Origin of the sequence: Campylobacter sp. RM6914, assembly GCF_004803835.1 — a bacterium.
GTDB lineage: Bacteria > Campylobacterota > Campylobacteria > Campylobacterales > Campylobacteraceae > Campylobacter_A > Campylobacter_A californiensis.
In genome coordinates, this window is sequence record NZ_CP012545.1 from 545,628 (window position 1) to 568,093 (window position 22,466).

Here is a 22,466-nt window from a genome sequence, read left to right on the forward strand (position 1 = left end):
CTATAATCTTCACTTAAAATAAAAGGGTTGTTTTTTGATAAATTTAGAGCATATTAGAAGAAATATTATCTTACAAGATGGAATTTATTATTTTGACTATACGGCTTCAGGACTAGCTTATGAAAGTATAGAAGACCGCCTAAGACAGATGCTTAAAAGCTATGCAAATACACACTCGGATAGTTCTTCAAGCGCGGTTGCGACTCACAATTTATATGAAGAATCAAGAAGAAAACTTAAACAATTGCTAGGGCTTGATGATAGCTTTTATCTGCTTCCTTGTGGATACGGCTCTACGGCAGCTATTAAAAAATTTCAAGAGCTAACAGGGCTTTATATACCTCCAAAAACCAGAAAAAGATACCACATAAAACCTACGTCAAACTCCCCGCTTGTTATCATCGGACCTTATGAACACCACTCAAATGAAGTAAGTTTTAGAGAGGCTATGTGTGATGTTGTAAGAGTGGGGCTTAGCAAAGAGGGCGGCATAGACTTTACGAATTTAGAGCAAATTTTACAACTAAACTCAAAAAGAGAGATCATAGCTAGCTTTAGTGTAGCCTCAAACGTAACCGGCGTTATTAGTGATTATAAGAAAGTATATGGGCTTGTAAAGCGTTATGGTGGTATTTTGGCGTTAGATGCAGCGAGTTTTAGCGCATATGCAAATGTTGATTGCAACTACTTTGATGCTCTTTTTCTATCTCCGCATAAACTCCTTGGAGGAGTTGGAAGCTGTGGACTACTTGCTATCAAAAAAGAGCTAGCAACCGATGAGGAGCCGACTTTTGCCGGCGGAGGCACCGTAAGTTACGTTAGTAGAAGATCGCATATGTTTGTTAAAGATACAGAACAGCTAGAGCAAGGTGGAACACCTCCCATTACTCAGCTTGTTAGAGCTAGATTTGCGTATGAATTAAGAGGCGAGATAGGGTTTGATAATATCTGTGAAAATGAAAACGAGCTTGGAGAGTATTTTGAGCAAGGCATAGTTCAAATTCCAGACTTGATAAATTATCGCCCGAAAAATCTTAAAAAACTACCAATATTTTCGTTTAATATTAAAGATATTTCGCCGTATGATTTTGCTGCGCTTTTAAGCAACGACTATGGCATACAAACTAGGGCAGGGTGTGCATGCGCCGGACCTTATGGTCATGAGCTACTTGGTATGAAAGACGATGTTGCCACTTCGCAAAAGCCGGGCTGGGTCAGGGTAAGTTTACACTATACACATACATTTGAGGATGTTGATTATTTGATTAATGCCATTAAAGAGAGTATCAAAAAGTATCGCGATATGTGGGCGGAAGAGCGCTCTTTATATGCGATTATGGGATAGGGCTTTTAAATTTTTAGTGATAGAATTTGGCCGATATATGGCGGTTACAACAGCGATTAGGTCGATGTCTAGGTCGTAAATTTGATCTATATTACTAGCATTTATCCCTCCTATCGCACAAATTGGAATGTTTAAAATTTCTTTTGCTTTTTTTAATGTTTCTAGGCTAACTCTCGGTGCGTTTGGTTTGGTTTGGCTGGAAAATACAGAGCCAAACGCCACATAGCTAGCTCCGTCTTCTTGGGCTTTTATGGCCAAATTTACATCGTTGTAGCAGCTAACCCCGATAAATGTGTCCTTGCCTAAAATTTCACGAGCTTTATTTATATCAGCGTCATCTTTGCCTAAATGAACGGCATTTGCTCCTATACTTTTTGCAAAATATATGTCATCGTTTACGATAAATTTGGCGTTATATTTTTGGCAAAGTGATAAAATTTCACGCGCTACTGCTTGATTTTTAACAGCTTTTTTGGAGCGAAATTGAAAGTATTTAACGCCAAATCGTAAAATTTCATCCACTTGTGCGACGATAGTTTCATCGGGCGTTAAAACATCGTCGCTTAAAGCGTAAATTTCACTCATATTTTTATTTTATGGTTTAGAAGATTTTTACCAAGTTTTGTTGTAAGTCCATTTTGTATGGCTTGATAGACATAGTTTTTAGCTTTCGCGATAGACTCCTCCAAGCTTAAGCCTTGTGCTAAAGAGCAAGCGATGGCGGTTGAAAATGTGCAACCGGCTCCGTGCATGATTAGCGGATCGGCCAAAGGAGTGGCGAAATTTTGGCTTGAGCCATCTTTTCTATATAGTGTATCAACGCTTTTGTCGTCCACAACTTGCTTTTTAACGATAACATCACAAGGAATGTTTGTAAAGTCGTTGTTAAATAGCTCTCTTGCCTCATATCTGTTTGGAGTAGCAATTGTTGCAAAGCTTAGCAACTCCTTGAGTGCAGATATGGCTTCATCTTCGATTAGCTTTACGTTTGATTTACTGATGCAAACAGGGTCGATTACGATAGGGACGTTAAATTTAGGTAACCAGTTTTTAACGACTTGCATGACATCTTTGTTAAAAAGCATACCGACTTTTATCGCATCTATCTCTAGCTCTTCGGTTATGCCTTTAATTTGTGAATCAACAAAATTCGCGCTAATACCTGAAATATCGTAAGTAACCTGAGTGTTTTCGCAAACAAAAACCGTCATTGCTGTTGCGCTATAACAACCAAAGGCTTCGCAAGTTTTTATGTCGGCTTGAGCGCCGGCTCCTCCTACACTATCAGAACCGGCGATAATAAGTATGTTTTTCACACTTCTCCTTAAAATTTAAAGACTTATTGTAGATCGTATTTTTTAGCTATGGCGTCAAAAGTGCCGTCTGCTTTTAGCTCCTCTAGAGCTTTGTTTATCTTGCCTATGATTTCTGTTTGTTTACCTTTATCAAATGCTATCGAAAAGCCTTCGCTTCCGTCAGGTAGCTTTAAAAATTCTTCTAAGTCGCTATTTTGTTTTAAATAACCATATCCGATAGAACTATCAACTAAAACGATATCTACTTTGCCTACTTTTAATCCCATAATAGCGCCTAGGATATTATCAGAAGGAACCACTTTAGCACCCTCTATCATGTTTGCTGCAGCCTCTTGAACAGTGCCTAGTTGAACGCCTATTTTTTTACCTTTTATGTTGTTTTCGTTTATGTCAGAGCCTTTTTTGCGGATAAATAAATTCTCTGTAGCATAGTAAGAGTCTGTAAAATCAACCGATTTTCTTCTGTCGTCAGTTGCGCTCATGGCCGACATTACGGCATTTATCTTGCCTGCTTTTAATGCAGGGATAAGTCCGTCAAAGCTGATGTTGTGTAAAGTTACTTCAACGCCTATTTTTTTAGATATTGCTTCTATTAACTCTACGTCAAATCCACTAGGTTTAGCTTGATCGTTTATAAATTCAAACGGCGGGTAATCCATACTCATGCCAACTTTTAACGTTTGTGCGTTTAATACACCCAAAAGCCCAACAGCAACAAGTGCTAAAAATTTTCTCATATCTATCTCCTTTAAAATTTAGTGATTTAAAACTTTACCCAAGAATTCTCTTAAGCGTGGATTTTGTGGATTTTCAAATACATTTTTAGGCGTATCATCAACCGTTATCCTTCCGCCGTCCATGAAGAAAATTCTATTTGCTACGTTTTTAGCGAAGCCCATCTCATGGGTAACAACAAGCATCGTAAGTCCTTTGTTTGCAACGTCTTTCATTATATCAAGCACTTCGCCTATCATCTCTGGGTCAAGGGCTGATGTCGGCTCGTCAAACAAAATAACATCAGGACTCATGGCCAAACTTCTTGCTATAGCAATACGTTGTTTTTGACCGCCTGACAGTTTGTGTGGGAAAGCTTCTCTTTTGTCGCTTAGTCCGACACTTTTTAGTAGTTCGTCAGCCTTTTTGATTGCCTCTTCTTTGTTTAAAATTTCCGCTTTTATCGGAGCTATGATTAAATTTTCGAGGACGTTTTTGTTTGCAAAAAGATTAAAGTGCTGAAAAACCATGCTTACTTTTTGGCGAATTTTATTTATATCCGTGTTTTTGTCAGTTATATCTTCGCCTTTTATCTTTATATGTCCGCTTGACGGCTCTTCAAGGCGGTTTATGCAACGCAAAAATGTGCTTTTACCTCCACCGCTTGGACCTATTATGGCGATTATCTCGCCCTCTTTAATGTCAACGTTGATGTCTTTTAAAACTTGCAAATCACCGTAGTTTTTGTTTAAATTTCTAATCTCAATCATGGCGATTTAGCCTTTTTTCAAGTAGTCTAACCAAAAGCGCGAAAAATTTAATACTAACATAATAAACAAGTCCTGTAAAAAGTATCGGTTTTGGGTTGTAAAATACAGCCTGCAAGCTCTTGCTTTGCATAGTTATGTCAACCACGCTTATATAACCTACGACCGAAGTTTCCTTAAATAAAGATATAAATTCATTAGCAAGAGCGGGTAGGATATTTTTAGTAGCTTGCGGCATAACTATCTCGCGCATGGAAACATAGTAGTTTAGTCCCATTGCTCGCGCGGCCTCCATTTGACCGCGATCTACGCTGTTTATACCGCTTCGCACGATCTCTGCTACATAAGCCGAGCTATTTAGTCCTAGTGCAATGATGGCTACATAAAAGTTATCACTCCAAGTTGCAAATATAACTACTGAAAATATAAGAAGCTGGATAATAATCGGAGTTCCGCGAAGTATATCAATATACTCGTCGATGATAAAATTTAATACTTTTACATTTAAAAATTTTAAAAACGCTAGGAAAAACCCAAGCGCAATGCCGATTAGTATGCCACCAAATGCAAGACCAAGCGTTACGCCATAACTCTTTAAGTATGCCGTTTGTTGTATCTCGTTCATTTCTGTCGGATATGTGTAGTAAGCGCCTATGGTTACTATAAGAACAAAAAAGAGAATTTTTAAAAATTTTTCGTTAAACAATACTCGCCCTTTATCAAATTCATAAGCTTATAATAATACGAAAAAATTGATATTTTTTTGCTTAAATTTATCAAATTTGCAACAATTGAAGCGGGTTTGATTAGCTTTTAAAAAAACTTTTAATAAAATAAAAACTTTATATTTTGTTAAAAAGGACTATCATGGGCATTGGGGCTTATGTCGCGATTGCGCTTTATTTTGGATTTTTACTTTTTGTCGGAAGGTATTCGTATAATAAAAACGCAAATATGGGAGAGTATCTACTTGATAATCGTCGCTTAGGACCCATAGTTACAGCGCTTAGTGCAGGAGCTAGCGATATGAGTGGCTGGATGCTTCTTGGCGTGCCTGGAGCACTTTACGCCGTTGGTATCGCAAATATCTGGATGGTAATTGGACTTATCATAGGAGCTTATCTGAATTACTTGCTTTTAGCAAAGCGTCTTCGTGTTTATACAGAGGTTGCAAGTGATAGTATCACGATACCTGATTTTTTAGAAAATCGCTTTAAGGATAGAACCAAAATTTTACGTATAGTATCAGGGCTTATCATCCTTGTGTTTTTTACGCTTTATGTAAGTAGCGGGATAATCGCAGGCGGAAAGAGCTTCGAGGCCTTTTTTGGTTTGCCGTTTAATTATGGAGCGATATTTACCTTGGCAATAGTTGTGTTTTATACTTTTTTTGGTGGTTTTCGCGCTGTTTGCATAACAGACGCTTTTCAAGGAACGCTTATGTTTTTTGTGCTTGTCGCTATCCCGTTAACTGCCTTTTTTAATCTAAATTTACCGGAAAATACAAATTTATGGGCGGAAATTTCAAAGCTTAGCACTGCCCATTTAGACCCTTTTGCCAACCAAACTTTTTGGGGAATTTTGGGTCTTATGGCGTGGGGTTTTGGCTACTTTGGACAACCGCATATCATTGTTAGATTTATGGCGATAAGAAATTCGCAAGAGCTTGCCCAGGCTCGTCGTATCGGCATAGGCTGGATGACGATAGGTCTTGCCGGAGCTATGATGAGCGGACTTATAGGATTTGTTTATTTTTCTACAAAAGGAGGGCTTGGAGACTCTGAAACGGTCTTTTTAAAGCTTGGCGAAGAGTTGTTTTCGCCGTTTTTGCTAGGAATTATAATCTCGGCTGTTTTAGCCGCTATCATGAGCACTATTTCAAGCCAACTTTTGGTTAGCTCAAGTTCTGTGACAAAGGACTTTATCCTAGCTTTTTATAAAAAAGAAATTTCAACTTCGACGCAGGTTGCTGTCGGTAGATACGCTGTTGTGGCGGTTGCTTTGGTGGCTACTATTTTAGCTTTTGGCTCAAAAGAGAGCGTTTTAAATGTCGTTGGTAACGCATGGGCTGGGTTTGGAGCTAGTTTTGGTCCTGTGCTACTTTTTAGCTTGTATTGGAAGCGTATGAGCGCGCTTGGTGCGTTGGTTGGGATGATAGCAGGCGGTGCAACGGTGTTGTTTTGGATAAGCTCCGGGTTAAATTCTTATGTTTATGAAATTTTACCGGGTATCATAGCTTCAAGTATTGCTATTGTGGTTGTAAGTATCTGGGGAGATGCGATAAATAAAATGACTGCCGAGCCAAACGAACAAGTCATAAAAGACGAATTTGATAGGATGAAAACCAGACTTTAACGGCGAGCTAAATTTTAGCTCGTTTTAGTTTTCTCACTAAAAATCTAGCCGGATGAAGGTCGTTAAATAGACTTTTTTCTATGCAAAGAGGGCGATTTAAAACAAGATCTCCTATAAGTTTTGCGCCAAGTATCGCAGTGCCTAGACCTCTTGAACCGTGGGCAAAATTTACAAAAACATTTTGTTCGTATTTGGGTAGGGCGTTATTTGCTTTATGCTTTGTCCAAAACAAATCCTTGTAAACGCTTTTATAATACTCTTCGTCATGTAGCGCGCCGATAATTGGGAAACGATCCGCGCTATAGCTTCGAAATCCTACTTTTTGCGAGATAATCCTGGTATTTTTAATATCTATAAAATCGCTTAGTTTGTTTAAATTTTCGTTGTCATCATCTGCTCTTGGATTGGGGTCAATATCACCTCTGGCATATGTTGCGCCGATTATTTGTATGTTGTTTTTAGCAGGACAGATATAGCCAAGTGCACTTAGAGGCATGGTGTTATTTAAAATTTTTTCTATATGTGTAACCTGTCCTCTAACTGAACTTATAGTGATATCTTTGTCGCCAAAAATTTCCGTGCTTTCGCTTCCTGCCGCAAAGATCAAAAAGTCGGCTTTTATGCTTTTTGTCTTTTTATCGTGTTTAAATTTTATGCTTATTTTGCCGTTTTTTAGGTGTTTATGGCTTAGGTATTTGTACGAGAGTAAGACTTCAAACTCTTTGGCTAGTTTTTTACAGGCTTTTATGGGGCAAACATGCGCTCCGTCTTTTATGAGCAGTGCAGGATATGGCTTTGCGCTTTCGTCATAGTCAAAAATACCTTTTGAGTCATCGCTAAACCTGCTCTCATAACGTCTTTTTAAAAGTTCGTCATAGGCGTATTCGATACAGCCTGTAAAATTTATCTCTTGTTTGCTTAGAGTGTTTTTATAAAATCTTACCGCTTGTAAAAATGCGTTAAGATGCATTCGACCTAAATTTACTTCAGGCTTTGTGATTAACGGCATTAGCGCTCCGGAGATATTACCGGAACCGTTTGTGGCAACTGAATTTTCTTTTTCCATTAAGGTTACCCGTATGCCGTTTTTACTTAGTTCATAAGCGGTTGCAAGACCTGCTATGCCCGCGCCTACAATAATGGCGTGTGAATTTTTACTTAAATTTGTAGTTTTTGCTCTTTGAAACCATGGATTTACGCTGCTTTGTGTTTTATGCTTTAATACCGCATGACTCATCTGTCGTTTTTTGCCGTATCCTTTTAGTAAAGTTAGTTCAAAGCCTGATTTTATAAAATTTTCGCGTACGATTTTTGCACACGAATATGTTCTTATAACTGCCTCTATCTTACTTAAACGAGCGACCTCTTTAAAAATTTCTTCGTCCCACATTGAACTATTTTTACTTGGAGCAAAGCCATCCATAAACCAAACATCAGCCTCAAAGTCAAGTTCCGGTAAAATTTCTTTTGCTTCGCCAAAGCACAGATCAAGAGTGATATTTGGGCTAAATTCTATCCTGTGTATACCACTAATGATAGGAGGATATAGACTAATTAGTTTTTTACTCAAAAGCTTAAAGGCGTTAAGCTTTTTATAAATTTCTTGTAGATCGTTTGGTGAAATGGGGGTCATTTCAATACTAACAAAGTGAAGCTTTTTGTCTGTATTTTTAAATTTATTGCAAAGCGTTAAGAAATTTAAGCCTGCCCCAAAGCCAAGCTCTGCCACGATGAAACTATCTTGATCTTCAAAAATTTCATCTACAGCACTTGCAAAAACGTATTTACTTTCGCCTAGAGGATCGCTAGTGTTAAAGTAAATATCGTTAAATTCTTCGTTGCAGGCGATCTTGTCTTTGAAATTTATAATTGCCGTATTCATCTGTTTTTAGCAAAATAGCTCTCAACGCCGTTTGCGATACCTTTTGCAAGTGCGTTTTGATATGCACTATCGTATAACATCTTCCCTTCCGTTGGGTGCGTGATATAACCGATTTCTATTAGCACAGCAGGCATTAATGCTCCTACGAGCACCCAAAACGGAGCTTCTCTTACTCCGCCGTCCGTAGCTTTATAAACACGTCTTGCCTGCGATAAAATTTCACGTTGCATGTCTATGCCTAGCTTGTTTGAAGCGATGATTTTTTCGCGGTTTAAGAAATTTAAAAATGTTTGCTGGGAGAAATAATTCATCTCTTCGATATCTGATTTGTTTTCAAGAGCGGCAGCATTTTTGCTTCGTTCAGATCTTGCGGGAGAGAGAAAAAATGTCTCTATGCCGTGCATTGTTTTTGCTTTTTGTGCGTTTGGTGCGGCATTTGCATGTATGGATAAAAATAGATCTGCATTTTTGTCATTTGCAAATTTGGTTCTTGTCCTTAGGTTGATAAATTTGTCGTTATTTCTTGTAAAATATACCGTATAGCCACTTTTTTGAAGGTATTCGCCAAGTTTTTGTGAGACCGCTAAGACGGCAACTTTTTCTTTTAAACTGCCGTTTACCGCTCCAGGGTCTGTTCCGCCATGACCGGGATCGATGACTATTATTTTATTTTTCTTTGCCACCGGTGTTTGCGGTATAGCTTTACTCTGTGTTTGAGTTTGTATTTTAGTGCTTGTTTTTGCGATTTTTATGTTTTCTTTTGATATGAAATTATCCGTAGTGATGATTAGAGTATTGTCTTTTACGTCCGCTTTTATTGTTTTTTGTGAAGAGTCGCTAAATACTATGCGAACTGTTTTTTTATCAAATTGCGCTATGCGGATACTATCGACTATGAAATTTTTATAATTTAAACTCTTTCCGTTTAAAATCGCCTCTATGTCGATGACATTTCTATATGCTCCTTTTTGGTTTAATGAGAAATTTTTAAGTTTTATACCATCAAGTGATTGGTTAAATTTTAAAACCAATGTATCATCCATCTTGCTTGCACTTAGCATGTAAAGAGGTTTTGTGGATTGTTGCTGCGGAGTTTCTCTTTTTGTGGTTTTGGTTGTTGTTTTTACACCCTTTAATTTGTTTAGGTCGGCTATGTATGACTTAGAGTCTAATTTTAGTGCTTTTGCGCTAGTTATAAGTCGCTCTAAGCTTTCTTTTTTTAAATTTATATCGTTTTTTATGATGGCTTGGACATAAATTCGCTTAATATTTTCATGCATTGTTGCTTTTTGTGCAGCCGTAGCATTTGCAAAGCTCTTGTCGAAATTTGCAAACACTTGGCTCTCATTAGCACCAAAAAGCGCTATTGCTAAAAACAAAAACAGGGCTAAAAATTTATGCATTTTCGCCTTGTGTTAGCTTTTTGATCAGCTCTTTCACGCTTATTATCTCGTTTAGTCTATATCCGTTTGCGCCTGTAAAAAACAGACCTGTTTCTTTAACTCCGGCATAAGCATCATAAAGTCTATCGGCGATACAGTATCCTACCATTTTTGCCTCTTTGCCGTGTCCACAAGGCGCTACGCAGTTGCTTATGCACTGAATTTTAGGTGCTATTTTTTTCTCGATTAGTGAAAATAAATTTGTCTTAATACCTCTTGCAGGGTAGCCGACAGGGCTTTTTATAAGCTCTATATCCTCTTGTTTTGCATCAAGCAACATTTGCTTAAAGTTATCACTGGCATCGCACTCGTGAGTTCCGATAAAACGAGTTCCCATTTGAACACCGTCCGCACCAAGAGAGATAGCATTTTCGATATCGTTTTTATCCCAAATTCCTCCTGCCGCAAAGAGCGGAAAGTCGCCCCATTGCTTTATCTCTTCTTTTACTTGCGGGATTAGCTTTTCAAGTTGATACTCGGGGTCTACGCATTGCTCATATGTAAAGCCTTGGTGTCCTCCGCTTAAAGGCCCCTCAAGAACAACGGCATCTGGCAAGCGGTTGTATCTTTGTGTCCAACGCTTGCAGATTATTTTGAGTGCTTTGGCTGAACTTACGATAGGAACGAGCGCAATATGCTTAAATTCTTGTGTAAATTCAGGCAAATTTGTAGGTAGTCCCGCGCCGGATATGATTATGTTAAAACCCGCTTCACATGCGTCTTTTACTACTCTTGCGTAGTCGTTTGCCGCATACATGATATTTACGCCAAGTGGTATATCGCCGCATACTTTGCGAGCGTTGTCTATTATGGCTTTTAGTCCTGCTGCAGAGTAGAAATTTTCACTTCCAAGAGGTTTTAAATTTAGTTCTTTGCTTATGTGGCTGCGATTTTCATAGTGACCTGTTCCAACGGAGCTAATAACTCCAAGTCCACCCTCCATGCTAACTGCAGAAGCAAGCCTGTCCCAGCTTATACCAAGACCCATGCCACCTTGAATGATAGGAATTTTAAGCTCGTATTGGCCTATTTTAACCGGTTTTAAGTCCATCATATAACCTTTAATCTGGCAAATTTTTTCTTGCCAACTTGTAAGACGTATTCGCCTTTGTTTAGTTTAAGCTGTTCGTCTTTTATTTTATTTTGATCGATACTTACGGCATTTGCCGCTATATCGCGCCTTGCTTGAGAATTTGTAGGAGTAAGCCCACAGTGTGTTAATGCCTCTACTATCCAAGCCGGTTCATTCATGCTAAATTCTTTTATATCGCTTGGAAGTTCGCCTGAGGCATGAACGTTATTAAACTCATCACGTGCTTTTTGGGCCGTTTCTTCATCATGATAGCGAGCTGTTATCTCAAAAGCCAAGTCCTCTTTTGCTTTTTTAGGATGGTAAGAGCCGTTTTTGACAGCCTCTTTAAGAGCTGCGATCTCATCAACGCTTTTTTGACTTAAAAGCTCATACCAGCGCCACATAAGCTCGTCTGATATGCTTAGTGTCTTAGCGAACATATCATTTGCATTATCGGTTACACCGATGTAGTTGCCTAAGCTTTTACTCATTTTATTAACACCGTCAAGACCTTCAAGAAGAGGCATCATGATAACTGCTTGCTCTTTGCCGATATTATAAACACGTTGCAAAGTTCGTCCCATTAAGAGGTTAAATTTCTGATCCGTTCCTCCCATTTCGATGTCGCATTTCATAGCAACACTGTCGTATCCTTGAAGTAGCGGATACATAAATTCGCTAATGCTTATCGGGGTTCCTGCTTTTAGTCTTTTTTCAAAGTCATCGCGCTCTATCATACGAGCTACAGGAAATGTGCTAGTTAGTTCGATAACACCTGCCGCTCCAAGTTCGTTACACCAAGTAGAGTTAAACATTATCTTGGTTTTGCTTGGGTCTAAAATTTTAAAAACTTGCTCTTCGTATGTTTTGGCATTTTTTAAAACCGTTTCTCGGTCAAGCTTCTTGCGAGTTGCAGATTTGCCGGTAGGATCACCAATCTGTCCAGTAAAATCACCTATTAGAAATTGTATAATGGCTCCGTGTTGTTGAAGTAGTGCCATTTTGTTTAAAACAACCGAGTGCCCTAAGTGCAAGTCGGGTGCTGTTGGGTCAAATCCTGCTTTTACGTAGAAATTCTCGCCATTTTCGTAGAAATTTTTTATAAGATTAAGCACTCTTTCTTCATCGATCATTTCGGCAACGCCTTTTTTGATCTCTTGCATTATTTTATTTAAATCAATCACTCGTTCTCCTTACTTAAATTTAATTATGATACGGGTCGTTTGTCGAGATAAAATCAATGATCTTAAAACGCTCTTTAAGCTTATCTCTTATCATATTGGCATCTATGTTTTCTGCTATTTCTATGCTTAGAACAAACACTTCGCCTGTCACGTCTTTTGATTCGTTTAATGTGATTGTAGCCAAATTTACGTCAAGTCGTGCAAGATATGTTAAAAATTCAGCCAAAGCTCCTTTGCGGTTTTCAAGATTAAGCAAAATTTTATACCTATGTGGAGCATTTCTGGTCCACTTTACAAAGATAACTTCTTCATCTTTTTCTAGCATCTTAGCGGCTCGTTCGCAAAGCTTGTGATGAACGATGACATTGTGACCGGATTTAAAGCCGATGATATTATCGCCGCGTTTTGGATTACAGCAGTAGTCAAATTCTACATTTGAAATTTTGTGGTTTGAATATATCACGATATTTTCAAATTTTTGCTTTTTGATTTGGTATTTGTCGCCAAGACTTAATAAAAACGGTCTTTCTTTTTTGACATATTTTTTAAGTGCATTTGCTACTTCTTGTAGATAGATCGAGTCGGTTGCGGCTTTAAATATCTTTTTGGTTGATTTTTCTTGCTCTAGCCAATCTAAAATTTTTTCTTTTGGCACGTCAAAGGCTGATTTTAGTATATCGATCGCTATTTTGTTATTTATATCTTTTATCTTTTGTTTACAAAACGAACGTATCGTTGCTCTTGCTTTGCCTGTTTTTACGCTACTTATCCATGAGCAGCGGTATTTGGCTTCGTCTCCTGTTACAATACGAACGATATCTCCGTTTTTAAGTTCGGTTAGAAGCGGAACTTTTATGCGGTTTATAAAGGCCTCTTTTGCGTAAAGTCCAACCTCTGTGTGCACTTCATAAGCATAGTCAAGAGCCGTAGCGCCTCTAGGAAGCGTAAATACCGTCCCTTTTGGCGAATATACCGCGATATCTTCGATATAAAGGCTGTCTTTTGCGTATTCGTAAAGCTCTTCGGGGTTGTTTTCGGCTTCATTTTGCATGCCTATATCATTTAGCCAGTCAAGCTTTGGATTTAGCATAGTGCCACCGTTTTTGTATTTCCAGTGGGCTGCTACACCGTATTCGGCGGTATTATGCATGTCGTAAGTTCTTATTTGAACTTCAAAAATACTTTTTGCGTCAAATATCGTTGTGTGTATAGTTTGGTAGCCGTTTTGCTTTGGAAGTGCTATATAGTCTTTAAAACGCGAGATGAGCGGATTGAAATTTATATGTAAATTTCCAAGCGCAAGATAGCAATCAAGTGGCTCCTTGACTATGATACGAATGGCAAGTAGGTCAAGAACCTCTTCTATCGAAATGCCTTTTCTTTGCATTTTTAGATATATCGAGTAGTAATGTTTGATACGTTTTTGTATCTCAAATGAACCTTCGCTAAAACCGTTTTGAAGTAGAAATTGACTTACTTTTTCATGAAAAGAATTTAGTTTAAGCGCAAGTTGTTGCTTGTGTTCGTCAAGATAGTCATGAATTTTTTGAAATTCTTGAGGGAGTATGTATTTAAAGCTAAGATCCTCAAGTATATTTTTGATAGAAGAAATTCCAAGTCTGTGAGCGATAGGCGCATAAACCATTAGCGTCTCTTCGGCTATCCGTCTTTGCTTTTCAGGGGCAAGTGCCTCAAGGGTTAGCATGTTGTGCGTTCTATCGCAAAGTTTAACGACTAAAACGCGAACATCCTCTATCGATATAAGAAGCATTCTTCTAAAAGTAAGAGCTGAATTTGCAAGTTTTTCGTTGCTGTCCGAGCTTACAAGCTTGTCCTCTCTGATCGCAACTATTTTTGTAAGCCCCTCTACTAGCTTTGCTACTTCATCGCTAAATTCACTTCTTACATCCTCAAGCGTAGCACTTGTGTCTTCTACTACATCATGCAAAAGAGCGGCTGCTATCATGCATTCATCTCCGCCCATATATGCTACTATGCAAGCAACAAGTATTGGGTGGATGGCGTAAGGCTCACCGCTTTTTCTGTATTGTCCAACATGTGAGATAATGCAACGCTCTACGCCTTTTTCTATCAGTTCACTTCGTTCGTATAGCGAAAACAACAAAGCCGTAGCGTCAGAGACGTTTTTGCACGCTACTATCTCGTCTATGAGCTCTTCTATGAATATACTATTCTTCAACAATAGCCTCTAAACCGATTTTTCCTTCTGCAACTTCAAGCAGTGCTATGTCGGCAAATTTCATCTTGCTCACATCCGTATCAACAAGCGCAGGTGCACCGTTTGCCAGTGCTTCGGCGCGTTTAGCTACGATAAGTGATAGTTTATAGCGGTCATCTCCGGTTTGCTTTAGTGCTCTTGCGGTTACTTGTTCTGTTCTCATTTTTATCCTTTTAATTTATTTATTTGACAATCGAATATAGTGCGTTTTCGTCTTCGTTTATGATCTTTAAAAGATTGCCTTCTTTAAACATATTGCATACTAAAATCGGTAGTGAATTATCTTTTGCCAAGGCTATTGCCGTATCATCCATAACTTTTATATCGTCACTCATAGCCTGCTCATAAGTTAGGGCTTTAAGTAGTTTTGCATCGCTAAATTTATTAGGATCTTTGTCATAAACTCCATCTACCTTTGTTGCTTTTATGATAACATCAGATCCTATCTCGATAGCACGAAGCGTAGCTGCAGTATCGGTTGTAAAGAAAGGATTTCCTGTTCCTGCGGCAAAGATAACAACTCTGCCTTTTTCAAGATGACGTTGGGCTCTTCCTACAATAAATGTTTCGCAGATCGCTTCCATTTTGATGGCGCTTTGAACGCGAACGTCAAGCCCGCCCCTTTCAAGTGCTTCACGCATGGCGATAGAGTTTATGACGGTTGCAAGCATACCCATATGATCACCGCTTGTTCGTCTAATGATACCATCTTTTGCTGCGCTTACTCCGCGTATGATATTTCCTCCGCCGATCACTATGCCGACTTCAATGTTGTTTTCTACGAGCTCTTTTATCTCGCCTGCAATAAATTTTAGTATACTGCTATCAATGCCAAAGCCGTTTTCCCCGGCTAATGCCTCGCCTGAAAATTTTACCAATACACGCTTCTTTTTACTCATTATTATGCTCCTTAAAATTCATGAATTTTAACTAAAAAGGGTTTAAATTTAGCTAATATCCAAGTAAATTTATTTTAAGCTGATTAATTCAAGCGGATCGATGTGGTAGTTTTTCTGCGTTACTTCAAATGTTAAGTCGTCTATAACGCGTCCGATAACATAGCCTTTTTGAACCCTTGTGCCGACTTTTATAGTAGGTGCTATTTGGCTAAGGTGCGCATATATCGTGTGTATACCATTTTCGTTTTCGATAATAACTACTCGGTCAAGCAGCTGTGTTTCTTTAGCAAAGACCACTTTGCCGTTTAACACGCTTTTAACCTTTGCGTTTGGCGTATTTGAGCGAAGAACTACGGACTCGTTGAAAATTTTAATATTGTAGATCGGATCCACGTAGTTGCCAAATTTTTGCTTTACGCTAAAACCGTCAAGCGGAGCTATAGTTTTGGCACCGGTGTATTTTTTAACCGCGCTTGTTTGGTAGCTTGAGCCCATTTGTTTAACATCTAGGTTGCTATCCTTTGTGCCGCCTTGTCTTTTAGAGGTTTGGGCTTGTCTTTGGCGTTCAAGTTCGGCTGCTTTTGCGTCCTCTCTTTTTTGCATGATGGATAGTTGTTCTAGTGTTTTTCTAAGTTCGTCTTGTTGAATTTGTAGTTTGGCAAGCTTTTTTGTATAAATTTCTTTATCGCGTTTTAGGCTACTGATCGTACTTTTTTGGTTTTCTTTAAGTGCTAGAAGTTCATTTTGTTTTTGCTTATAGTTTTTTATACTTGTTTGAATTTTTTCTATTTTGTTTGATTGGTTTTTGATGTGATTAACGGTCTCTTCGTATGTTTTTGTTAATTTTTTATAATCCTCTTTAACTATACTATTTAGCTTTGTTAAAATTTGAGAAACCATTATGGAGTCTGTGCTTTGGCTCTTTTCATCTTGTGATAAAAATAATTCAAAAGAAAGATCTTCGGCGATAATTCTAATGATATTTTGCTCAAGCTCTTTTTGTGTTTGTATCAGCTCTTTGTTTTGCTTGGTTAGCTTTTCAAGTTCGCTATTTGCACTTGTGGCGTTTGCTTCAAGGGCTGAAATTTGCTCTTTTAAATTTGCTATATCGTTTGTGATTTGTCTAAGTTTTTTGTTGCCGCTTACGATATCGCTTGCAAGGTCTTCTAGTTTTTTGTTAAGCTGCTTTGACATCTCTTCGCTCGATCTTAGAGATGTTTTTGAGCTTTTTATCTTTTCTTTTGTTTGTGAAGCCTCTAAATTTAAGTTAAAAAGTGCACAAATAAGTAGCAAAGAAAGAAATTTTCTCATATATTGTCTTTTTTAACTCTTCTCATAACAAGGCTTACGGTAAATATACTAAGCGCTATTGCCACGCCAAAAAGCATGGCTGGTTCTTGCTCGAAATTTAGTCTTGGCAATGCCACATCTATCTCTTTTGCGATTGAGTTAAAAAACTCAATGTCTGGCAAAAAGTAAAAAAATACACTAACTAAAATCGAAGAAAGTATACTGTCTATTACGGCGATCCTGTAAAGCATAGCACTTTTAAGCCAAAACGGTGCACCAAAAAGCGTCATGATCTCTATGCGTTCTTTGTGTTCGTAAAGCCAAATTCTAGCTTGTTTAAACATAAGCATAGAGCCTACAAAGGCAAGTATCCACATGAACATATTTGATAGCATTTTTGTTAAATTTAAAATTTTATAGACTTTGTCGTGTGTACTTGAAAAAGTTTCTACTTTGCTTATGCCTTCCATTTTTTGAATTTTATCTTTTATCTCGTTCATGGTTTTTGGAGTTGGAAATTCGCTAAGTTTTAACGAGTAAAATTTCGGTAAAGCATTTTGTAGGATAGATAAATTTTTAGCTGAAATATCATCTGATAGCCTGTCTATTATCTTTTGTGTGCTTAGTGGCTCAAGCGATAAAAAGCTCTTTATGACCGGTTTTATGTCGGTATCGGTTAGCTCTTTAAGAGAGACTATTACGATGTTATAATCTCTGCCCATTAAGGCTTCATAGTTTTTTACGATCTTGTCTGAAGTTATACTAAATTCTACCGCAAAAAGCAGGGAGATAAGAGGCAAAAGAAAGCCTAGGTGGTTTTTAAGCGATCTCATGAACGCCCCCGTTTTCTATAGAAAAATGCCTATACGGTATGCGAAAAGTAGGTGGTATGTGGTGAGTTACAACAACTATAGTTGTGCCTAAAAATTCCCTTGCAGACTTAAGTAGCGACCATATAACATCGCTTGAGTATTCGTCTAAATTTCCTGTTGGCTCATCGCAAAGAAGCAAATTTGGATTGTGCGCTAACGCCCTTGCCATGGCAACCCTTTGCTGCTCTCCACCACTTAGCTCCATTGGGTATTTATCGGCTTTATGTAGCATATTAACATGTTTTAAAAGCTTTGCGACTTGCTTTTTGCATACACTTTGGGCTATGCCTTTTATGATAAGCGGAAGCATGACATTGCGCTCCACGCTCCATTCATTTATCAAGCGATAGTTTTGGAAGATAATACCTATGCGTTGTCTAAGTTCGCTTAATTTTTTAGTATCGATATCCACAAGTGAGGTCATGCAGATGTTTAAGTCACCCGCACTCGGCGTTATCTCCCCATAAAATGACTTTAGTAGGGTTGATTTACCACTTCCGCTTTTGCCTGTTATAAAGACAAAGTCATTTGCAAAAATATCCAAATTTGCGCTATTTATAACAACTTCATTACGTTCGTAAGCAAGGGTTAGGTTACGAGCGCTGATAATTTGCTGCATTTGCCAAATACTCCTTTAAGACATTATGAGCTTTTAAATTCTCTCTTGTTAAAAGTGGTTTTTTGATGAAATACTCACACTCGTTTTCATTTACTTTAACAAAGCATTGTTCCGGTTTATTAAATGCGCCAAAAGCTACTTTGAGTAAAATTTCATTGTCGTCTATAGTATAAATTTCTTCAAAATGTATGAAGAAGTCATCAAATTTAAATGTTTCATTCTTGAAATTTTTAGTTAAATTTTTAACGTCATAGCCACCTGCAAAGTCCATTTTATCATCTAATTTTTCTTGTTCGGAATCATTCTTGCAGGTATATATAACATCATAGATGTCTTTTTGTTGCATCTTCCATCGATCTTCGTATTTGCTACTTATCTGTAAATTTCTATTTTTATATATGCTTAGCTCTGAGTCTTTAAAATTTAAAAAATGCATGATACTAAAGTCGCAATACTCCCTAGAGTCGGTCCTGAGCTCGAAATTTCCGCCGCTTTTAAGCACTCGTTCGCACTCTATGGCAAAGCTTTTTGATACCACGCGTCTATGCTCTGCCTTATCCCAAGGCACAGGAAAATGAAGGAAAATTTTATCTACCAAATTTGAGCCCACAAGTGATAAAAGTAGCCTTGCGTCAGTGTTTATAAGTCGTATGTTGTCTAAATTTTTAACTTTTGCAAGTTTTGCTACTTGTTCGATACTCGGCTTATAAACCTCTATGCCGACAACTAGTGCGTTTTGGTTATTTTGCGCTTGAAAAAGAAGATGCCTTCCAGAGCCAAATCCTATCTCTATAAAAATTTTAGGAAATTTTTCTTTTAGTTCGTTAAACTCTTCTAAAAATTCTTTAATATCTGCGATAAAGCTTGTTTTTTGAGTTAAACGGTTGTTTTTTACCGCAAAGGCTTCACTTAAAACTTCGCTCGTGTTTTCGTCGCGATAAATACAAAGTGCTTTTTGTAAAAGTCCTACACGTGAAGGTTTGGTAAGCTTTTCGCCTTTAATAACGAAATTCTCGCCACTATCTTGTTTTTTTGTAATGATAAAAAAGTCTTCATCGCCACTTTTGGTGTAGATGAGTTTTTCTGTTCTACCGCAGGCTTCCCATAAAAATTCCACATCGTCTTTACCGAATGGATAAGGTTTGTTTTTTAAATTTTTAGCTATGAAATTTGGCATTATTTTGTGTTTATCTCTACTTTGTCTGATTTGTCCGAGCCAAGACCGAATTCATCGACGCTAATGACCCTGTAATTATAAGTAACGCCGACTTGTATCGCTGCGTCGCTATAGTTTGTTTGAGCTATATCGCTTATGATTTTTTCAACTCCGCCACCCTCTCTATAAAGAGTGTATAACACAGCTCTATCAACCCCGTTCCAGCTTAAATTTATAGCTGTGCCGTCAAAACTTATCGAAGTAAAGGCAGGAGTGCTTGGCGAACTAAGCGTTTGACCGGCTGTAGGCTCTTTTTGCTTTAGGCTTTCAAGCTGATCCTTGTCCACAACCGTTACTTTATAATATCTTTGAACGCCGTTGGAATTTATAAGATCCTCGTATGAATTTGACGTGGTTTTATCAACTAGCGTATATGGTAAAATTTTGCTTGAGGTTCTATAAATTCTATAATGAGCAAAATCCTCTCCAACGTTGCTGTCCCAGCTTAGAATGATTTTTTTAGGCACATTGGTCGTTGCTTGTAAATTTATAACCGGGCTAGGGCAACTCCTTTGTAGTTGCTTTTACGACCGCGCTTGGTTTTGATGTCACCCCGGAACTCGTTTTTACTAGAATTCTATACTCATAAGATCTTCCACTTTTAACATCAGTGTCGATATACTCGGCATTTAGGCGACCTTTAACGGTTGCAACGCTTCTCCATTTGTTTTCTGAAGCATTACTTCTTTCTACAACATAGCTTACTACGCGAAGATCAGGATGTGGTCTCCAGATGATTTTTACGCGGTTTGGTAGTCCTGCTATCGCTTGTAGAAACGGAACTGACTCAAGCAGGGCTTTAGTCGTTGCATTTACTGTAGCACCAGCCGGTGAAATCGCATTTTGCGAGTAGCTTCTCATTTGATATGAGTATGTGGTTTCAGGCGCTAAGTCTGTATCTACGTAGTGAGTTGCAAAGCGATCTTTTATGTCGGCTACGATTTGCATACTTGCATTAGGTGTGTTTGGATTTGAGCGATATAAGTAGTAGCCGGCGACATTTTCGTCGTTTGTTGGCGTCCACTCAAAACCGATTTCGGTCATATCCGAGATCGTTTTTAAATTTGTAATGGTCGGCAAAGAGGCGCTTTGTTGTGTCGGAACTTTAGATGCACAACCAGCTAGAAGTATCGCCAAAAGAGGCATTAATAAACTTAGGACAAATTTTTTCATCAAGTAACTCCTTGGATATTTTTTTATCTAGTAAATTTTTAAAATCATCATACAACGGCGCGATAAATTCGACCATCTCGCCGGTTCGCGGGTGGATGAAGTAAAGCATATACGCGTGAAGCATAACTCTATTTATTTTACTCTTTTCGCTCTTAAAACCGTATAAATCATCTCCTAAAATATGGCGATTAATACTTGCTAAATGAACACGAATTTGGTGAGTTCTGCCCGTAAAAAGCTTTGTGGCGATCAAATTTAAGCCGTCATTTGAGATTAAATTTAAAAATGCGCTTTTTGCACTTTTGCCGTCGCTAACGATAGCTTTTTTTAGGCGGTTGGAGCTATTGCGCCCAATAGCTCTATCGATGATGCAGTTTTGTTTAAGCGGCAAGTCTGTAAGCGCCAGGTAAATTCTTCCCATACTTTTGTCGTTTAACTGCTCGCTTAATGCGGCATGAGTGGTGTTATTTTTAGCGACGACGATAGCCCCGCTAGTGCCTTTGTCTAGTCTGTGAACTATGCCTGCTCTAACATCGCCGTTTAAATTTGAAAGCATATATCCTTTGTCGTTTAACCACTCAACAAGAGTGGCTTCTTTAACACTTGGCGCACCGTGAACCACTATGTGCGGGGGTTTGTTTAAAACCAACAAATCCTCGTCTTCGTAAATGATAGGTATGTCAAAATTTACCTCAAATTCGTTTTTAACCTCTTTTGCTTCGCCGAAATTTATAGAAATTTTATCTTGTAAAGATGTCAAAAAAGATGGTTTTAATATAGTTTTAGAATTTACCTTTACAAGGGCGTCTTTAATAAGTTTTGAAGCTTGGTTGCGTGAAATTTTAAGCTCATTTGCAACGCTTACGTCAAGCCTGTCGGCACAAGTTGTTATGACTTCAACCAAAATTTTACCTTTTCGTGTTATGATTAAACCAAAAACAAGGTTAGCGTAATTGATAGTTTTTGATAGGCGTATTTTAACACATTTTGACTTTTTGCAGCCTTTGTTTATACTTCCGATTATCGTGCTTTCATATGTTTTAGTATCTGAGGCAAATGCCGTTTTAGCAAATAAACAGCTTGTTTATTTTGGTGTCGGCGGCTTGGCTTTTATGTTTTTTTTCTTACTACCAATTAGAAGGCTTGAGTGGCTTATACCGGCGCTTTACTGGGTAAATATCTTACTTTTGCTTTCGGTTGATATATTTGGCGTAAGTAAGCTTGGTGCAAGAAGATGGCTTGAAATCCCTTTCGTGCACTTTACTATACAACCTTCGGAAATAATGAAACCGGCATTTTTATTAATGCTTGCATATCTTATAAAAAAACGACCGCCGGGTGAAAACGGCTATAATTTAAAAGAGTTTTTTAGACTTAGTTTTTATATAATTTTGCCCTTTGTTTTGATAATGAAAGAGCCCGATCTTGGCACGGCTCTTGTGCTTTTACTGGTTGGTTACGCAGTGCTTTTTGTTATCGGTGTGGATAAGAAAATTTGGATAAGTATAGCCGTGATAATAGGTGTTAGCGCTCCGATACTTTATGAAAATTTACATGATTATCAAAAAAAGCGCATAACCGACTTTTTATCGGAAAAGCCCAGCTATCACGTTCAACAAAGTATAATCGCGATCGGAAGCGGTGGCTTAAAAGGCAAACCAAAAGATGAAGCCACTCAGACGCATTTTAAATTTTTACCCATTGCAACCAGTGATTTTATATTTGCTTATAATATCGAGCGTTTTGGGTTTTACGGCGCACTCGGACTTCTTGGGACTTATGGGCTTTTGATCTTTCATCTTTTGAGCTTAAACTACATGCTTAAAAAGGATTATTTTACACAAGTGGTGACGACGGGGATCGCGGTTTTGATATTTATATATGTAGGGGTTAATATCTCGATGACTATCGGCTACGCCCCTGTAGTCGGCGTTCCATTGCCATTTTTTAGTTACGGCGGCAGTAGTTTTATAACATTTATGGTGCTATTTGGTATACTTCAAAATTTACTGACTTTTAGGTTTGACTTTACGAGGAATTTTATAAAGATAAAGTAGGGCGCCTACTATAAATTTAAGTAG

The 22,466-nt window shown here is 38.0% G+C and carries 22 protein-coding genes; 3 read left to right on the forward strand and 19 right to left on the reverse strand.

All coding sequences use genetic code 11. From position 1 onward, the window contains the following. Positions 1-34: 34 nt before the first annotated feature. Positions 35-1,345 (forward strand): aminotransferase class V-fold PLP-dependent enzyme, encoded by a 1,311-nt coding sequence (locus tag CCAL_RS02890; protein WP_170016559.1) that lies wholly within the window; start codon positions 35-37, stop codon positions 1,343-1,345. Here CCAL_RS02890 and thiE read toward each other — a convergent pair. Genes thiE through CCAL_RS02915 form a run of 5 tightly spaced genes read right to left on the reverse strand, consistent with a single transcriptional unit; the run spans position 1,325 to position 4,848 of the window. Next, complete coding sequence (gene thiE / locus CCAL_RS02895; protein ID WP_170016557.1) at positions 1,325-1,930, reverse strand: thiamine phosphate synthase; 606 nt, start codon at positions 1,928-1,930, stop codon at positions 1,325-1,327. The genes CCAL_RS02890 and thiE overlap by 21 nt on opposite strands. Then, entirely contained in the window at positions 1,927-2,661 is a 735-nt protein-coding gene (thiD, locus tag CCAL_RS02900) for a bifunctional hydroxymethylpyrimidine kinase/phosphomethylpyrimidine kinase (protein WP_169936290.1), read from the reverse strand. Before thiD ends, thiE begins: the two co-directional genes overlap by 4 nt. A gap of 23 nt (positions 2,662-2,684) precedes the next feature. Continuing rightward, entirely contained in the window at positions 2,685-3,398 is a 714-nt protein-coding gene (locus tag CCAL_RS02905) for a transporter substrate-binding domain-containing protein (protein ID WP_169936292.1), read from the reverse strand. An 18-nt stretch (positions 3,399-3,416) separates the two neighbouring features. Next, the gene (locus tag CCAL_RS02910) at positions 3,417-4,145 is read right to left on the reverse strand and encodes an amino acid ABC transporter ATP-binding protein (protein WP_170016555.1); all 729 of its coding nucleotides are present in this window, start codon (positions 4,143-4,145) and stop codon (positions 3,417-3,419) included. Continuing rightward, positions 4,138-4,848, reverse strand: coding sequence for an amino acid ABC transporter permease (locus CCAL_RS02915; RefSeq protein WP_169936296.1), 711 nt, complete (start codon positions 4,846-4,848; stop codon positions 4,138-4,140). The genes CCAL_RS02910 and CCAL_RS02915 overlap by 8 nt, the downstream gene beginning before the upstream one ends. 161 nt (positions 4,849-5,009) lie before the next feature. Here CCAL_RS02915 and putP point away from each other — a divergent pair, with 161 nt between their 5' ends. Further along, complete coding sequence (gene putP / locus CCAL_RS02920) at positions 5,010-6,497, forward strand: sodium/proline symporter PutP (RefSeq protein ID WP_170016553.1); 1,488 nt, start codon at positions 5,010-5,012, stop codon at positions 6,495-6,497. A 7-nt stretch (positions 6,498-6,504) separates the two neighbouring features. Here putP and mnmC read toward each other — a convergent pair whose 3' ends face one another. The 14 genes from mnmC to CCAL_RS02985 all read right to left on the reverse strand — a co-directional run bounded on the left by mnmC (position 6,505) and on the right by CCAL_RS02985 (position 21,289). Continuing rightward, the gene (mnmC, locus tag CCAL_RS02925; RefSeq protein WP_170016551.1) at positions 6,505-8,379 is read right to left on the reverse strand and encodes a bifunctional tRNA (5-methylaminomethyl-2-thiouridine)(34)-methyltransferase MnmD/FAD-dependent 5-carboxymethylaminomethyl-2-thiouridine(34) oxidoreductase MnmC; all 1,875 of its coding nucleotides are present in this window, start codon (positions 8,377-8,379) and stop codon (positions 6,505-6,507) included. After that, positions 8,376-9,782: an N-acetylmuramoyl-L-alanine amidase gene (locus CCAL_RS02930; protein WP_170016549.1), complete on the reverse strand. Its 1,407-nt coding sequence runs from the start codon at positions 9,780-9,782 to the stop codon at positions 8,376-8,378. The genes mnmC and CCAL_RS02930 overlap by 4 nt, the downstream gene beginning before the upstream one ends. Then, positions 9,775-10,872: a nitronate monooxygenase gene (locus CCAL_RS02935; protein ID WP_170016548.1), complete on the reverse strand. Its 1,098-nt coding sequence runs from the start codon at positions 10,870-10,872 to the stop codon at positions 9,775-9,777. The genes CCAL_RS02930 and CCAL_RS02935 overlap by 8 nt, the downstream gene beginning before the upstream one ends. Further along, the gene (gene tyrS / locus CCAL_RS02940) at positions 10,872-12,074 is read right to left on the reverse strand and encodes a tyrosine--tRNA ligase (protein ID WP_236860501.1); all 1,203 of its coding nucleotides are present in this window, start codon (positions 12,072-12,074) and stop codon (positions 10,872-10,874) included. Before tyrS ends, CCAL_RS02935 begins: the two co-directional genes overlap by 1 nt. A 22-nt stretch (positions 12,075-12,096) precedes the next feature. Further along, a complete protein-coding gene (locus tag CCAL_RS02945) occupies positions 12,097-14,280 on the reverse strand; it encodes a RelA/SpoT family protein (RefSeq protein ID WP_170016546.1) in 2,184 nt (727 codons plus the stop codon). Beyond that, positions 14,267-14,479, reverse strand: a complete 213-nt coding sequence (locus tag CCAL_RS02950) for a DNA-directed RNA polymerase subunit omega (RefSeq protein ID WP_169936307.1) — start codon at positions 14,477-14,479, stop codon at positions 14,267-14,269. Before CCAL_RS02950 ends, CCAL_RS02945 begins: the two co-directional genes overlap by 14 nt. 19 nt (positions 14,480-14,498) lie before the next feature. Continuing rightward, the gene (gene pyrH, locus CCAL_RS02955; protein ID WP_170016544.1) at positions 14,499-15,215 is read right to left on the reverse strand and encodes a UMP kinase; all 717 of its coding nucleotides are present in this window, start codon (positions 15,213-15,215) and stop codon (positions 14,499-14,501) included. A 69-nt stretch (positions 15,216-15,284) separates the two neighbouring features. After that, complete coding sequence (locus CCAL_RS02960; RefSeq protein ID WP_170016542.1) at positions 15,285-16,526, reverse strand: murein hydrolase activator EnvC family protein; 1,242 nt, start codon at positions 16,524-16,526, stop codon at positions 15,285-15,287. Then, positions 16,523-17,338 (reverse strand): cell division FtsX domain-containing protein, encoded by an 816-nt coding sequence (locus CCAL_RS02965; RefSeq protein ID WP_170016540.1) that lies wholly within the window; start codon positions 17,336-17,338, stop codon positions 16,523-16,525. Before CCAL_RS02965 ends, CCAL_RS02960 begins: the two co-directional genes overlap by 4 nt. Beyond that, entirely contained in the window at positions 17,325-17,996 is a 672-nt protein-coding gene (locus CCAL_RS02970) for a cell division ATP-binding protein FtsE (RefSeq protein WP_169936315.1), read from the reverse strand. Before CCAL_RS02970 ends, CCAL_RS02965 begins: the two co-directional genes overlap by 14 nt. Beyond that, entirely contained in the window at positions 17,971-19,173 is a 1,203-nt protein-coding gene (trmB, locus tag CCAL_RS02975; RefSeq protein WP_170016538.1) for a tRNA (guanosine(46)-N7)-methyltransferase TrmB, read from the reverse strand. Before trmB ends, CCAL_RS02970 begins: the two co-directional genes overlap by 26 nt. Then, positions 19,173-19,679, reverse strand: a complete 507-nt coding sequence (locus CCAL_RS09500; RefSeq protein WP_322619295.1) for a fibronectin type III domain-containing protein — start codon at positions 19,677-19,679, stop codon at positions 19,173-19,175. The genes trmB and CCAL_RS09500 overlap by 1 nt, the downstream gene beginning before the upstream one ends. A 31-nt stretch (positions 19,680-19,710) precedes the next feature. Then, positions 19,711-20,385: a fibronectin type III domain-containing protein gene (locus CCAL_RS09505; RefSeq protein WP_322619294.1), complete on the reverse strand. Its 675-nt coding sequence runs from the start codon at positions 20,383-20,385 to the stop codon at positions 19,711-19,713. After that, positions 20,318-21,289 (reverse strand): RluA family pseudouridine synthase, encoded by a 972-nt coding sequence (locus CCAL_RS02985; RefSeq protein WP_170016536.1) that lies wholly within the window; start codon positions 21,287-21,289, stop codon positions 20,318-20,320. Before CCAL_RS02985 ends, CCAL_RS09505 begins: the two co-directional genes overlap by 68 nt. 49 nt (positions 21,290-21,338) lie before the next feature. Between CCAL_RS02985 and CCAL_RS02990 the strand changes: the two genes are divergently transcribed. Further along, positions 21,339-22,442 carry an FtsW/RodA/SpoVE family cell cycle protein gene (locus CCAL_RS02990; RefSeq protein WP_170016534.1) on the forward strand — a complete coding sequence of 368 codons (1,104 nt, stop codon included), beginning with the start codon at positions 21,339-21,341 and terminating at the stop codon, positions 22,440-22,442. Positions 22,443-22,466: the final 24 nt, after the last annotated feature.

What these genes read in the sequence shown, in the direction of transcription:
- thiE (WP_170016557.1), bottom strand. Translation starts at nt 1,930, where the DNA reads ATGAGTGAAATTTACGCTTTAAGCGACGATGTTTTAACGCCCGATGAA.
- CCAL_RS02905 (WP_169936292.1), bottom strand. Translation starts at nt 3,398, where the DNA reads ATGAGAAAATTTTTAGCACTTGTTGCTGTTGGGCTTTTGGGTGTATTA.
- CCAL_RS02910 (WP_170016555.1), bottom strand. Translation starts at nt 4,145, where the DNA reads ATGATTGAGATTAGAAATTTAAACAAAAACTACGGTGATTTGCAAGTT.
- putP (WP_170016553.1), top strand. Translation starts at nt 5,010, where the DNA reads ATGGGCATTGGGGCTTATGTCGCGATTGCGCTTTATTTTGGATTTTTA.
- mnmC (WP_170016551.1), bottom strand. Translation starts at nt 8,379, where the DNA reads ATGAATACGGCAATTATAAATTTCAAAGACAAGATCGCCTGCAACGAA.
- CCAL_RS02930 (WP_170016549.1), bottom strand. Translation starts at nt 9,782, where the DNA reads ATGCATAAATTTTTAGCCCTGTTTTTGTTTTTAGCAATAGCGCTTTTT.
- CCAL_RS02935 (WP_170016548.1), bottom strand. Translation starts at nt 10,872, where the DNA reads ATGGACTTAAAACCGGTTAAAATAGGCCAATACGAGCTTAAAATTCCT.
- CCAL_RS02950 (WP_169936307.1), bottom strand. Translation starts at nt 14,479, where the DNA reads ATGAGAACAGAACAAGTAACCGCAAGAGCACTAAAGCAAACCGGAGAT.
- pyrH (WP_170016544.1), bottom strand. Translation starts at nt 15,215, where the DNA reads ATGAGTAAAAAGAAGCGTGTATTGGTAAAATTTTCAGGCGAGGCATTA.
- CCAL_RS02960 (WP_170016542.1), bottom strand. Translation starts at nt 16,526, where the DNA reads ATGAGAAAATTTCTTTCTTTGCTACTTATTTGTGCACTTTTTAACTTA.
- CCAL_RS02965 (WP_170016540.1), bottom strand. Translation starts at nt 17,338, where the DNA reads ATGAGATCGCTTAAAAACCACCTAGGCTTTCTTTTGCCTCTTATCTCC.
- CCAL_RS02970 (WP_169936315.1), bottom strand. Translation starts at nt 17,996, where the DNA reads ATGCAGCAAATTATCAGCGCTCGTAACCTAACCCTTGCTTACGAACGT.
- trmB (WP_170016538.1), bottom strand. Translation starts at nt 19,173, where the DNA reads ATGCCAAATTTCATAGCTAAAAATTTAAAAAACAAACCTTATCCATTC.
- CCAL_RS09505 (WP_322619294.1), bottom strand. Translation starts at nt 20,385, where the DNA reads ATGAAAAAATTTGTCCTAAGTTTATTAATGCCTCTTTTGGCGATACTT.